This is a genomic window from Noviluteimonas lactosilytica, from assembly GCF_020866925.1.
Lineage (GTDB): Bacteria > Pseudomonadota > Gammaproteobacteria > Xanthomonadales > Xanthomonadaceae > Noviluteimonas > Noviluteimonas lactosilytica.
This window is the reverse complement of record NZ_JAJGAK010000005.1, coordinates 121,001-134,113: the sequence shown is the minus strand read 5'-3', so window position 1 is coordinate 134,113 and position 13,113 is coordinate 121,001. Positions and strand designations below refer to the sequence as shown.

General features: G+C 67.7%; 14 protein-coding genes. 13 read left to right on the top strand and 1 reads right to left on the bottom strand.

Annotated features, from left to right (window positions below; all coding sequences use genetic code 11):
• The first annotated feature begins 81 nt into the window (after positions 1 to 81).
• Entirely contained in the window at positions 82 to 906 is an 825-nt protein-coding gene (gene rpsB / locus LK996_RS16115; protein ID WP_230528397.1) for a 30S ribosomal protein S2, read from the top strand.
• Between the two features lie 105 nt (positions 907 to 1,011).
• Positions 1,012 to 1,890, top strand: coding sequence for a translation elongation factor Ts (gene tsf / locus LK996_RS16110; protein WP_230528396.1), 879 nt, complete (start codon positions 1,012 to 1,014; stop codon positions 1,888 to 1,890).
• Positions 1,891 to 1,967: 77 nt separating this feature from the next.
• Here the strand turns inward: tsf and LK996_RS16105 are convergent, their stop codons facing one another.
• Positions 1,968 to 2,249, bottom strand: a complete 282-nt coding sequence (locus LK996_RS16105; protein WP_230528395.1) for a hypothetical protein — start codon at positions 2,247 to 2,249, stop codon at positions 1,968 to 1,970.
• Positions 2,250 to 2,309: 60 nt separating this feature from the next.
• On the opposite strand from LK996_RS16105, the gene LK996_RS16100 reads away from it, so the two are divergent.
• The 11 genes from LK996_RS16100 (at position 2,310) to fabZ (ending at position 13,110) form a co-directional block, all read left to right on the top strand.
• Complete coding sequence (locus LK996_RS16100) at positions 2,310 to 2,510, top strand: hypothetical protein (protein WP_230528394.1); 201 nt, start codon at positions 2,310 to 2,312, stop codon at positions 2,508 to 2,510.
• Positions 2,511 to 2,578: 68 nt separating this feature from the next.
• A complete protein-coding gene (gene pyrH, locus LK996_RS16095; RefSeq protein WP_230528393.1) occupies positions 2,579 to 3,301 on the top strand; it encodes a UMP kinase in 723 nt (240 codons plus the stop codon).
• A gap of 4 nt (positions 3,302 to 3,305) precedes the next feature.
• Positions 3,306 to 4,220 (top strand): cation diffusion facilitator family transporter, encoded by a 915-nt coding sequence (locus LK996_RS16090; protein ID WP_230528392.1) that lies wholly within the window; start codon positions 3,306 to 3,308, stop codon positions 4,218 to 4,220.
• Between the two features lie 99 nt (positions 4,221 to 4,319).
• Positions 4,320 to 4,877, top strand: coding sequence for a ribosome recycling factor (gene frr / locus LK996_RS16085; protein ID WP_230528391.1), 558 nt, complete (start codon positions 4,320 to 4,322; stop codon positions 4,875 to 4,877).
• Between the two features lie 16 nt (positions 4,878 to 4,893).
• Positions 4,894 to 5,667 (top strand): polyprenyl diphosphate synthase, encoded by a 774-nt coding sequence (gene uppS / locus LK996_RS16080; protein WP_230528390.1) that lies wholly within the window; start codon positions 4,894 to 4,896, stop codon positions 5,665 to 5,667.
• Positions 5,664 to 6,500: a phosphatidate cytidylyltransferase gene (locus LK996_RS16075; RefSeq protein ID WP_230528389.1), complete on the top strand. Its 837-nt coding sequence runs from the start codon at positions 5,664 to 5,666 to the stop codon at positions 6,498 to 6,500. The genes uppS and LK996_RS16075 overlap by 4 nt, the downstream gene beginning before the upstream one ends.
• Before the next feature lie 23 nt (positions 6,501 to 6,523).
• On the top strand, positions 6,524 to 7,696 hold the full coding sequence (locus tag LK996_RS16070; RefSeq protein ID WP_230528388.1) for a 1-deoxy-D-xylulose-5-phosphate reductoisomerase: 1,173 nt from the start codon (positions 6,524 to 6,526) through the stop codon (positions 7,694 to 7,696).
• A gap of 2 nt (positions 7,697 to 7,698) precedes the next feature.
• On the top strand, positions 7,699 to 9,060 hold the full coding sequence (rseP, locus tag LK996_RS16065) for an RIP metalloprotease RseP (protein ID WP_230528387.1): 1,362 nt from the start codon (positions 7,699 to 7,701) through the stop codon (positions 9,058 to 9,060).
• Positions 9,061 to 9,145: 85 nt separating this feature from the next.
• Complete coding sequence (gene bamA, locus LK996_RS16060) at positions 9,146 to 11,617, top strand: outer membrane protein assembly factor BamA (protein WP_230528386.1); 2,472 nt, start codon at positions 9,146 to 9,148, stop codon at positions 11,615 to 11,617.
• 24 nt (positions 11,618 to 11,641) lie between these two features.
• Entirely contained in the window at positions 11,642 to 12,658 is a 1,017-nt protein-coding gene (gene lpxD / locus LK996_RS16055; RefSeq protein ID WP_230528385.1) for a UDP-3-O-(3-hydroxymyristoyl)glucosamine N-acyltransferase, read from the top strand.
• Positions 12,655 to 13,110: a 3-hydroxyacyl-ACP dehydratase FabZ gene (fabZ, locus tag LK996_RS16050; protein ID WP_230528384.1), complete on the top strand. Its 456-nt coding sequence runs from the start codon at positions 12,655 to 12,657 to the stop codon at positions 13,108 to 13,110. The genes lpxD and fabZ overlap by 4 nt, the downstream gene beginning before the upstream one ends.
• Positions 13,111 to 13,113: the final 3 nt, after the last annotated feature.

Below are 13,113 nucleotides of genomic sequence, written 5' to 3'. Positions count from 1 at the left end.
TCCCTTCGCAAAAGCCCGCACATCCATGTGCGGACTTTCCAACAAGCGGGACTCCAGAGGCTCCCTATCAGGAGTAATGCAATGCCCCAGATCACCATGCGCCAGATGCTGGAAGCCGGCGTCCACTTCGGCCACCAGACGCGCTACTGGAACCCGAAGATGGGTCCGTACATCTTCGGCGCCCGCGGCAAGATCCACATCATCAACCTCGAGAAGACGATGCCGCTCTTCTCGGACGCGATGAACTTCATCTCGGCGATCGCGCAGAAGCGCGGCACGATCCTGTTCGTCGGCACCAAGCGCTCGGCGCGCGAGGCGATCAAGGAAGAAGCGACCCGCGCCAGCATGCCGTACATGACCCAGCGCTGGCTCGGCGGCACGCTGACCAACTTCCGCACGGTCAAGCAGTCGGTGCAGCGCCTGAAGGAACTGGAAGCCGGCGAAACCGACGGCACGTTCCAGAAGATGGTCAAGCATGAAGTGCTCGGCCTGCGCCGTGAGCGCGACAAGCTCGAAGCCTCGCTCGGCGGCATCAAGGACATGAACCGCCTGCCCGACGCGCTGTTCGTGATCGACATCGGCCACGAAGACATCGCGGTCAAGGAAGCCAAGAAGCTCGGCATCCCGGTCATCGCCGTCGTCGACACCAACTACGACCCGGCCCTGGTCGACTACGCGATCCCGGGCAACGACGACGCCATCCGCGCCGTGCAGCTGTACGCCCGCGCCGCGGCCGACGCCGTGCTCGAAGGCAAGGCCGCCGCGCCGTCGGCCCCCAACGTCCGCGAAGAAGACTTCGCCGAAGCCGCTGCCGGCGAAGGCGAAGACAAGAAGGGCCCGCGCCGCGCCCCGGCCAAGAAGGCTGGCGCCCCGCGCGGCGGCAAGCCGGCCGCCAAGGCCGAGTAACCATCGGCTGTCACGCAGCCGCGCCAACATGCGCGGCTGCGTCGCTCCATTCGCTCGTCATCCCCGCCCACGCGGGGATCCAGCTTTATTTATTCAGAGGTCACCATGGCTGAAATCACCGCTTCCCTTGTCAAGGAACTCCGCGAGCGCACCGGCGCCGGCATGATGGAGTGCAAGAAGGCCCTCACCGAGAACAACGGCGACATCGACGCGGCCGCCGAATGGCTGCGCAAGTCGGGCCTGGCCAAGGCCGACAAGAAGGCCGGCCGCGTGGCCGCCGAAGGTCGCATCGGCGTGGCGCAGGACGGCGGCAAGGCCGTGCTCGTCGAAGTGAATTCGGAAACCGACTTCGTCGCGAAGGACGGCAACTTCATCGCGTTCGTCGACGCCGTCGCGCAGGCCGCCCTGGCCTCCGGCGCCGCCGATGCCGAAGCACTGAAGACCGCGAAGCTCGCCTCGGGCGAAACCGTGGAAGAAGCGCGCGCCGCCGCGATCGCCAAGCTCGGCGAAAACCTGCAGGTCCGTCGCCTCGCCCGCATCGACAGCGGCAACAACGTCGCTGCCTACGTGCACGGCGGCAAGATCGGCGTGCTGGTCGAAGTGAAGGGCGGCGACGCCGACTTCGCGCGCGGCATCGCGATGCACATCGCCGCGATGAACCCGCCGCACAACAAGGCGGCCGATGTGCCGGCCGAGTTCGTCGCGAAGGAAAAGGAAATCGAACTGGCCAAGATGTCCGACAAGGACAAGCAGAAGCCGGCCGAAATCCTCGAGAAGATCATCAGCGGCAAGATCGCGAAGATCGTCAACGAAGTGACGCTGTACGGCCAGCCGTACGTGCTGAACACCGACCAGACGGTCGAAGCCGCGGCGAAGGCTGCCGGCGCCGACGTCGTCGGCTTCCAGCGCCTCGCGGTCGGCGAAGGCATCGAGAAGGTGAAGGAAGACTACGCGGCTGAAGTCGCGAAGGCGATGCAGGTCTAAGGCCCAAGGCCTTTAGTCCGGCACGAGCACCTGCTCCACGAGAAACCCGCGGGCAACCGCGGGTTTTTTGTTGCCTGTCATTCCGGCGGCGCCGCGGGCGCATGCACCTGCACGGGAAGCGTGACGACCCGGATGTCCTGCGCATGGCGAGCGCCGGAGTGATAAGCCTCCAACACCGTGTCGAAGTGGCTGAGCATGCCTTGGTAGGCGGCGAAGCCGGTGCCCATCGTCGTGCCGATGCTGGCGACTCCCAACGCGAACAAACGTTTTACGTCGCGCTCGATATTTATGAAGCGACCTTCGATCCTGGCATCGAACGCCGAGAGCTTGGCATCGAGTTCTTCGCGAGTCATGGACATGGTGGAGCCTCCTTGTTGATGGATGCGAGCGCCCCTTGCCCTTGTCGCGATTTCGCGCCGATGCATGCGAGGCGTCAATGCCTTGCGCCTACAACGAGATGTTTCCGGCGTCGCATCGAGCCCTTCGCGCTCATCGGTGGCCTCAAGCGGCTGGCGGGGGTGCTGGTCGGCAACCGCACGATGGCCGAGCGCCTAGTTGCTGCGTTCGCACATCTCGCCACGGGCCGCCACGTCGGCAAGGTGGTCGTGCGGATCGCGTGAGCCTCCGGCCGTCGGTGCGCGCGGGGCATCGGATAGAATCCTCGCGCCCACGCCCCCCGGAGATCCCGATGACCCAGCTCGCCGTTCGCCGTGTCCTGCTCAAGCTGTCCGGCGAGGCGTTGATGGGGGACGAGGATTACGGCATCGACCCCAAGGTCATCGGGCGCCTGGCCGACGAAGTCATGGAGGCCCGCGAAGCCGGCGCCGAAATCGCGCTGGTGATCGGCGGCGGCAACATCTTCCGCGGCGCGGGCCTCGCGGCCGGCGGCATGGATCGCGTGACCGGCGACCAGATGGGCATGCTCGCCACCGTCATCAACGCGCTCGCGATGCAGGACGCGCTCGAAAAGCGCGGCGGCCGCTGCCGCGTGATGAGCGCGCTGAAGATCAACGACGTGTGCGAGGACTACATTCGCCGCCGCGCGGTCCGCCATCTCGAGAAAGGCCGCATCACGATCTTCGCCGCCGGCACCGGCAATCCCTTCTTCACCACCGACTCGGGCGCCGCGCTGCGCGCGATCGAGATCGGCGCCGACCTGTTGCTCAAGGCGACGAAGGTCGACGGCGTGTACGACAAGGATCCGAAAAAGCACAAGGACGCGGTGCGCTTCGATTCGCTGACCTACGACGAAGTGATCACGCGCGACCTGCAGGTGATGGATACCGCGGCCTTCGCGCTCGCGCGCGACAGCGACCTGCCCTTGCGCATCTTCGACATGTCGAGCCCGGGCGTGCTGCTGCGCATCCTGCGCGGCGAGAACATCGGCACGCTGGTCCGCGGCCGCGGCTGATCGCATGGGCGCCGGCCACGGGCATTCGCACGGCGACCACCACCACGGCGATGCCGGCGTCCGCGCGTTCGCGTGGGTGACGCTGCTCAACCTCGCGTACACGATCCTCGAAGCGGGCTACGGCTTCGCGACCAATTCGCTCGCGCTGCTCTCCGATGCGTTGCACAACCTCGGCGACGTGCTCGGCCTCGGGCTCGCGTGGGGCGCGGCCGCCATCGCGCGCCGCAGGCCGACGGAACGCCACACGTACGGGTGGCGTCGCGCGACGCTGCTCTCGCCGCTCGCCAACGCGATCGTGCTCGCCGGTTTCTCCGGCGCGCTCGCATGGGAAGCGGTGCGGCGTTTCTTCGCGCCGCCGGAAGTGCCCGGCGCGACGGTGATGGTGGTCGCCGCGATCGGCATCGTGGTGAACCTCGGCGCCGCCTGGTTCATGCGTGGCGGACACGACGACCTCAATCGGCGCGGCGCGTTCCTGCACCTGGTCGCCGACGCGGCGGTGTCGTTCGCCGCGGTGCTCGCGGGTGCGGGCATGTTGTGGCTCGGATGGAGCTGGCTCGATCCGCTCACCGCGTTGCTGGTCGGCGTCGTCGTTGCGTTCAGCGCGTTCCGGTTGCTGCGCGACAGCTTCAACGCGGCGATGGACGCGGTGCCGCGCCAGATCGACCAAGCCCAGGTCCGCGCGTTCCTCGCCGCCTGCCCCGGCGTCGTCGCGGTGCACCATCTCCACATCTGGTCGCTGGGTGCGGGCGAAATCGCGATGACCGCCCACCTCGTCCGCGCCGGCGCCGAAGATCACGACGTCTTCATCGACAGCCTCGCCCGCGATCTCGACGAGCGCTTCGGCATCAACCACCCGACCCTGCAGATCGAGTTCGGTACCGGCTGCCACGACGAGCACGACCGGGCACCGCATTACTGACTCGACGGTGCGCCGGGGCTCCTCCCCTTCGGCACGGGTAACTGCCGGCTTCCCCCGTATAATCCCGCGCTTGATTGGTAAGGACGACCGGAGCCCCCGATGCTCAGCGACATCAAGAAAGACGCCACCACCCGCATGCAGAAGAGCGTGGATGCGTTCCGGCAGGAGCTGACCAAGCTCCGCACCGGCCGCGCGACGTCTGCGCTGGTCGACCACCTGAAGGTCAACTATTACGGGTCGGAGATGCCGCTGAGCCAGGTGGCCACGGTCGCGGTCACCGACGCGCGCACGCTGACGATCACCCCGTGGGAGAAGCCCATGGTCGCGGTCGTCGAGAAGGCGATCTTCGCCTCCGACCTCGGCCTGACCCCCAACACCGCGGGCACCACCATCCGCATCAACCTGCCGCCGCTCACCGAAGAGCGCCGCAAGGAACTGACCAAGCACGTCCACGCCGGCGGCGAGGACGCGAAGGTCGCCATCCGCAACATCCGCCGCGACGCGAACCACCACATCAAGGAACTGCTGAAGGACAAGCAGATCACCGAAGACGAAGAGCGCGCGAGCGAGCAGGACATCCAGAAGCTGACCGACAAGGCGATCAAGGACGTCGACGACGTGGTCAAGGCCAAGGAGCAGGAGCTGATGGCGGTCTGACGCCACGGTTTCCTGCATGCCTTCCGACGCAACGCAGCCGGCGCGGGTCCCGCGCCACCTCGCCGTGATCATGGACGGCAACGGCCGCTGGGCCGAACGCCGTCGCCGCCCGCGCGTGATCGGACATCGCGCCGGCGCGCGCGCGGTGCAGAACTGCGTGGACTTCTGCATCGAACACGGGATCGGTGCGCTCACCCTGTTCGCGTTCTCGAGCGAAAACTGGGGCCGGCCCGAAGAAGAAGTCGGCGCGCTGATGAAGCTGTTCCTCAACGCGCTCGAACGCGAAGTCGACGAACTGCATCGCCGCGGCGTGCGCATCCGCTTCATCGGCCAGCGCGAACGTTTCGGCGATGCGATCCGCGCGCGCATGGACGCGGCCGAAGCGACGACGCGCGACAACACGGTCCTGCACCTGTCCGTCGCCGCGAGCTACGGCGGGCGCTGGGACATCGTCAACGCCGCGCGTTCGCTGGCCGAAGACGTCGCCGCGGGCCGCGTGAAGCCGGACGCGATCGACGAGCACGCCTTCGCCAGCCGCATCGCGCTGTCCGACCTTCCGCCGCCCGACCTGTTCATCCGCACCGGCGGCGACACGCGCGTGAGCAACTTCCTGCTCTGGCAGCTCGCCTATACCGAGCTGTGGTTCACCGAAACATTGTGGCCGGACGTGGATGCCGCCACACTCCGCCAGGCCCTGGACGACTACGCGATGCGAGAGCGGCGCTTCGGTCTCACCGGGGCCCAGGTATCCGCCTCCTTTCCTCCGCCCCCCGCCGGGACCGACGAATGACCCGCACGCGACTGCTGGCCGCGCTGTTCATGACCCCGCTCGCGATCGCGGCCGTGTTGTTCCTCGACACGCCGTGGCTGGTTGCCCTCGCCGCCGTGCTCTTCCTCGCCGGGCTGTGGGAATGGTTCCGCCTGGCCGAGATCGACGACACCCTGCATCGCAGCGTCCTGCTCGTGGCGAACCTCGCGATGATGGTCGCGATCACCTGGGCCTCGCGTTCGAGCAACGGCTTCAGCTTCGTGCTGTTCCAGATCGCGACCGTGATCGGCGTGGCGTGGTGGTTGCTGGCGATGGTGTGGCTGCGCAACTTCAACTTCGCCTCCGACCACGACACCAACGCGCGCATGTTCAAGCTCGCCGCGGGCACGCTCGCGGTGGTGCCGGCCTGGTGCGCGCTTGCGCTGATCCACGGCAGCACGAACAACGGACACCGCTGGCTGCTGATCGCGCTGCTGGTGATCTGGGCCGCCGACACCGGCGCGTACTTTGCCGGCCGACGCTTCGGCAAGCACAAGCTCAGCCCGCGCATCAGCCCGAACAAGACCATCGAAGGCCTCGTCGGCGGCATGCTCGCCTCGCTCGTCGTGGCACTGGCCGCGGCGCCGTTCGCGGGTGCGACGGTCGCGCAGATGCCGGCGATCGCTTTGGTCGTGGTGGTCACCGTCGGCTTCTCGGTCGTCGGCGATCTGTTCGAGAGCCTGCTCAAGCGCCACGTCGGCGCGAAGGACTCGGGCGACCTGATCCCGGGCCACGGCGGCATCCTCGACCGCATCGACAGCGTACTCGCCGCGCTGCCGGTGTTCGCGCTCGGCAAGGGCCTCCTGGGCTTCTGACCGGACCGCAAGGCTTTCTGACCATGCAGAACGTCGCAGTCCTCGGCGCAACCGGTTCGATCGGCAGCAGCACGCTGGACGTCATCGCACGCCACCCCGAACGCATGCGCGCGAGCGTGCTCGCCGCGGGTTCGCAGGTCGATGCGTTGCTCGCGTTGTGTCGCACGCATCGGCCCGACCACGCGGTGATCGCCGACGCACGCCACTTCGATGCGCTGCGCGACGGCCTGCGCGATGCCGGCCTGCCGACGCAGGCGCACGCGGACGAAGACGCACTCGATGCGCTGGTCGAAGGCGATGCGTGCACGACCGTCGTCGCCGCGATCGTCGGCGCCGCCGGCTTGCGTTCGACGCTCGCCGCCGCGCGCGCGGGCAAGCGCCTGCTGCTCGCGAACAAGGAATCGCTCGTGCTCGCCGGCGAACTGCTCACGCGCGCCGCGCGCGATGCGGGCGCGACCGTCGTGCCGATCGACAGCGAGCACAACGCGATCTTCCAGTGCCTCCCCGACGCGCATGCGCACGCGGGGCTGAAGCGCATCTGCCTCACCGCGTCCGGCGGTCCGTTCCGCGGCCGCACGCGCGCACAATTGGCGGACGTCACGCCCGCACAGGCGGTCGCGCATCCCAAGTGGTCGATGGGCCCGAAGATCTCGGTCGACTCGGCCACGCTGATGAACAAGGGCCTGGAAGTGATCGAGGCGCATCACCTGTTCGGGTTGGAGGCCGACCGCATCGACGTGCTCGTGCATCCGCAGAGCCTGGTGCATTCGCTGGTCGAGTTCGTCGACGGCAGCACGCTGGCGCAACTCGGCAATCCGGACATGCGCACCGCGCTCGCGGTGGGCCTGGCGTGGCCGGAACGGGTGTCCTCGGGGGTCGGCGGGCTCGACCTGCTGCAGCACGGGCGCCTGGATTTCGAGGCGCCGGACCTCGACGCCTTCCCCTGCCTGGGCCTCGCCTATGCCGCCCTGCGCGCCGGCGGCACTGCCCCGGCCCAGTTGAACGCGGCCAACGAAGTGGCGGTTTCAGCCTTTCTTCAGGGCCGCATCGCTTTCCTTGCCATACCCGCGCTGGTCGAGGACACCCTCGCCGCGCTGCCGCCGGTGCCGGCCGACACGCTCGAGGTGCTCCGCGACGCCGACCGCGCCGCGCGACACCACGCGCAGGCCGCACTCGCGGCGCATGCCAAAGGCTGAAGATGGACGCGATCGGTTCCCTGTTTTGGTTCATCGTCAGCATCGGCGTGCTGGTGACGTTCCATGAATTCGGCCACTACTGGGTCGCACGCAAGTGCGGCGTCAAGGTGCTGCGCTTCTCGGTCGGCTTCGGTCGCCCGCTGTGGATGCGCCGCGGGCGCGACGGCACCGAGTTCGTCGTCGCCGCGATTCCGCTCGGCGGCTACGTCAAGATGCTCGACGAACGCGAGGGCGAAGTCCCCGCGGCCGAACAGGCGCAGGCGTTCAACCGCCAATCGGTGTACGAGCGCATCGCGATCGCGGCCGCCGGCCCGGTCGCCAACATCCTGTTGTGCGTCCTGTTGCTGTGGGGCGCCTTCATCGTCGGCATCCAGGAATACGCGCCGGTCGTCGGTCGCGCGGGCGGCATCGCCGCCGAAGCGGGCCTGCACGCAGGCGACGAAGTGCTGAAGATCGGCGATCGCGAAACGCCGACGTGGACCGACGTGCAGTTCGCGCTCGCAGTCGCGGGCCTGGATCGCGCGCGCGTCCCGGTGCAAGTGCGCACGCGCGACGGCGAGATGCGCACGCGCGAGCTGGACATGGGCAAGCTCCCCGCCGATTTCGACGAACTGCGCGCCGCCGACACCGTCGGCCTGGTCGCACGCCATCGCCTGCAGGCGCCGATCATCGACAACATCGTGGAAGGCTCGCCGGCCTACGGCGTGCTCGCCGTGGGCGATCGCATCATCGCGGTCGACGGCCAGCCTGTCGCCGACTTCACCGACATCGCCCCTGCCGTGAAGGCGCTCGCGCAACGCGGCGAGCCCGGCATGATCGAAGTGGAACGCACGACCGACGGCAAGACCAACCGCCTCGCGTTGCCGCTGACGCCCGTGCTGCAGCGGCAGGAGGACGGCAGCGAGCGCGCGATCCTCGGCATCGCTTCGCGCGCCGGCGGCCAGCCGCCGCCGTTCGACGCGGTGCGCCGCTTCGGCCCGCTCGAGGCGGTCCCGATGGCCGTGCGCGAAACGTGGCAGAAGGCGCACGACACGGTCGGCTTCATCGGCCGCATGGTCACCGGCAACGCGTCGCTGAAGTACGTTTCGGGACCGATCACCACCGCGCGCGCCGCGAACGCGACCGCGCAACTCGGATTCGCCTGGTTCCTGAACTTCCTGGCCATCCTGTCGATCTCACTGGCGATCCTCAACCTGCTGCCCATCCCGCTCTTGGATGGGGGACACCTGCTGTATTACCTTATTGAGTTGGTCAAGGGCAGTCCGTTGAGCGAGCGTACGATGGCTGCCGGGCAATACGTGGGCCTGGCGCTGCTGGTCGGCCTGATGGGGCTGGCGTTGTTCAACGACGTCTTCCATTGGTAACCCGACGCGCAACGCCTGCCGGCGCCGCCCCAGACCTCGCCACCGCCGCACGGACGGTGGCCCGCAACCCCAACCGGACGTGACGATGACGCGACACCTTTCCCGCCGCCTGCTCGCCCTTGCCCTCGCTTCGGCGATCGCCGCGCCCGCCGCGGCGCAGACGGCCAATCCGTTCGCGCTTCCGCAGGCCGAGCCGGCGCCCGCGCCCACCGGCGTCGACCCGGCCGCCTTCGTCGTCAGCGACATCCGCATCGAAGGCCTGCAGCGCATTTCCGCCGGTACCGTGTTCACGTACCTGCCGGTCGAACGCGGCGATCGCCTCGACTCGGCGCTCGGCGCCGATGCGATCCGCGCGCTCTACAACACCGGCTTCTTCGAGGACGTGCGCCTGGACCGCCAGGGCGACATCCTCGTGGTGACCGTCGTCGAACGCCCCGCGATCAACAAGCTGACGATCACGGGCAACAAGGACATCAAGACCGAGGACCTGACGAAGGGCCTGAAGGACATCGGCCTGGCCGAAGGCGAGACCTTCGACCGCCTGAGCCTCGACCGCGTCACCCAGGAACTCAATCGCCAGTACAACAACCGCGGCAAGTACAACGTCGTGATCACGCCGACCGTGTCGCGCCTGGACCGCAACCGCGTCGACGTGCAGATCGCGATCAAGGAAGGCAAGGCGGCCAAGATCCGGCACATCAACCTGGTGGGCAACGACGCCTTCGCCGACGACCTGATCACCGAGGACTGGGAATCGCGCGAGAACAACTGGCTGTCGTGGTATCGCCGCGACGACCAGTATTCGCGCGAGAAGCTCTCCGGCGACATGGAGAAGCTGACCAGCTGGTACCTCGACCGCGGTTACGTCGACTTCAGCCTCGACTCCACCCAGGTGTCGATCAGCCCCGACAAGCGCGACATGTTCATCAGCGCGGGCCTGACCGAGGGCGAGCAGTACAAGATCGCGAAGGTGCAGGTCACCGGCGACACCGTGCTGCCGAAGGAAGACATCGAGAAGATGATCCCCGTCAAGGAGGGTCAGCTGTTCTCCCGTCGCGTCCTCGAGTTCACGTCCGACGGCATCGTCTCCGCGCTCGCCAACATCGGCTACGCGTTCGCGCAGGTGAACCCGCTCCCGGAAGTGCATGCGGACAACAACACGGTCGACATCAACTTCCAGGTCGTGCCGGGTCCGCGCGTCAACGTGCGCAAGATCGTGTTCAAGGGCAACACGCGTACCGCCGACGAAGTGCTGCGCCGCGAAATGCGCCAGTTCGAAGGCGCGTGGTACTCGCAGGCCGCGGTCGACCGCTCGAAGGTGCGCCTGCAGCGCCTGGGCTACTTCGAAACGGTCGAAGTGGAGAACGTGGCGGTCCCCGGTACCGACGACCAGGTCGACGTCACCTACACGGTCAAGGAAACCACCTCGGGCAGCTTCATGTTCGGCGTGGGCTATTCGCAGTTGTCGGGCGTCAACCTCTCGGTGCAGCTGCAGGAGAACAACTTCCTCGGCAGCGGCAACCGCGTGTCCGTCGCCGCGCAGCAGAGCAGTTACCAGAAGCGCTACGACTTCTCGTTCTCCAACCCCTACTTCACCGACGAAGGCCTGACCCTCGGCTACAACCTGTGGTGGCGCGAGTTCGACTACAGCGATTACGGCGTGGCGAACTACACCACCAACAGCGGCGCGGGCCAGGTGTTCCTCGGCCTGCCGATCACCGAGTACGACACCGTGTCGTCGATGATCGGCATCGACACCAACGAGATCCTGCTGTCGGCCTCCACGCCGATCTCGATCCAGGACTACATCGACGCCGTCGGCCAGAACACCTTCCACGCGTGGCGCTGGCAGCTCGGTTACTCGCGCGACACGCGCAACGACTACTTCATGCCGTCGCGCGGCAGCTACCACCGCTCCACGCTCGAAATCGCGATGCCGGGCTCGACGGTCGAGTACTGGAAGGCCGAGTACACCTACTCGCGCTACTTCCCGCTCAACCCGTCGCTGATCCTGCTCACCGCGGTCAACATCGGCTACGGCGACAGCTACGGCGACATCAAGTACCGCGACCTGTGCATCGACATGACGGTCACGTGCACGCCGGAGAACGACGACTTCCTGTACACGGCGAACAGCGACGGCCTGCCGTTCTTCGAACGCTTCTACGCGGGCGGCATCTCGTCCTCGGGTCGCGTGCGCGGCTTCGTCGACAACTCGCTGGGTCCGCACGAGTTCAACGGGTTCACGTCGCAGCCGATCGGTGGCGCGCTGAAGACCGTCGGCACGGTGGAACTGGTGTTCCCGAAGCTGTTCGACTCGCCGGCCGCGCGCGTTTCGGCGTTCTTCGACGTCGGCAACGTGTACGCCGACTGGGATACGTTCGATGCGGCGGAACTGCGCGCTTCGGCGGGTATCGCCCTGCTGTGGCGTTCGCCGATGGGTCCGCTGTCGATCAGCTACGCACTGCCGCTGCGCACGATGGACGCCGATCCGCTGACCCGCTTCCCGGGCGACGACACCGAGCGCCTGCAGTTCACCTTCGGCGGCTCGTTCTGATCGCGAGCGGATGAGACGACCCGCATGAGCGCCCCGGCGTATACCGCGAAGGAACTCGGGGCGCGCTTCGGGCTCGAGGTCGCGGGCGATCCGAATGCGATCGTGCGCGGCGTCGCGACGCTCGCCAACGCGCGCGCGGATTCGCTGGGCTTCCTGGCGAATCCGAAGTACCGCGCGCAACTCGCGCAGACGCAGGCGGGCGTGGTCACGATGCGCGCCGAAGACGCGGAAGGCTTCCACGGGACCGCGCTGATCGCGCGCGATCCCTACGCCGCGTTCGCACGCATCGCCGCGTTGTTCGAGCCGCGCAGCGACGCATCGTCGGGCATCCATGCGAGCGCCGTGGTCGATCCCACCGCGACGATCGATTCGACGGCGCACATCGGGCCGTACGTCGTGATCGGCGCGCGTTGCACCGTGGGTCCGGCCGCGATGGTCGGCCCGGGCTGCGTCGTCGGCGACGACTGTCATGTCGGCGAAGGCAGCGAGCTCATCGCGCGCGTCACGCTGGTGACGCGCGTGCGCCTCGGCCGACGCGTGCGCATCCATCCGGGCGCCGTGCTCGGCGCCGACGGCTTCGGCCTGGCGATGGACGCCGGCCGCTGGCTCAAGGTGCCGCAACTCGGCGGCGTTTCGATCGGCGACGATTGCGAGATCGGCGCCAACACCACCATTGATCGCGGCGCGCTGGAAGACACGATCCTCGAAGAGGACGTGCGCCTGGACAACCAGATCCAGGTCGGCCACAACGCCGTGATCGGCGCGCACACCGCGATGGCCGGCTGCGCCGCCGTGGCCGGCAGCGCGAAGATCGGCCGCTACTGCCTGATCGGCGGCGGCGCCGGCGTCCTCGGCCACCTCGAGTTGTGCGACCGCGTCGTCGTCACCGCCATGAGCCTGGTCACGCACTCGATCCGCGAGCCGGGCGAGTACTCGTCGGGCACGCCGATCATGGACAATCGCAGCTGGCGCAAGAACGCCGCGCGCTTCAAGCAACTCGATTCGCTGGCCCGGCGCTTGCCTGGCAAGGACAAGGAATGAAGATGGACGTGCAACTCCCGCTCGACGTGCTGAAGATCCAGCAGCTGCTGCCGCACCGGTACCCGTTCCTGCTGGTCGACCGGGTCGTCGAGTTCGAGGCGAACAAGCGCATCCTCGGCATCAAGAACGTCACCATCAACGAGCCGTTCTTCCAGGGCCATTTCCCCGGCCACCCGGTGATGCCGGGCGTGCTGGTGATCGAAGCGCTCGCGCAGGCCGGCGGCATCCTGACGCAGCTCTCGCACCAATCCGCGGCGACCGACAAGCTGTTCTACCTGGTGAAGATCGACAACGCGAAGTTCTCGCGCATGGTCGTGCCGGGCGATCGCCTCGAGCTGCACGTCGAGCTCAAGCGCACGATCCGCAACATGGCGCTTTACCAGGGCGTGGCGAAGGTCGACGGCGAACAGGTCGCCTGCGCCGAAATCCTCTGCGCCGAGGTCAAGGGCTGAGCC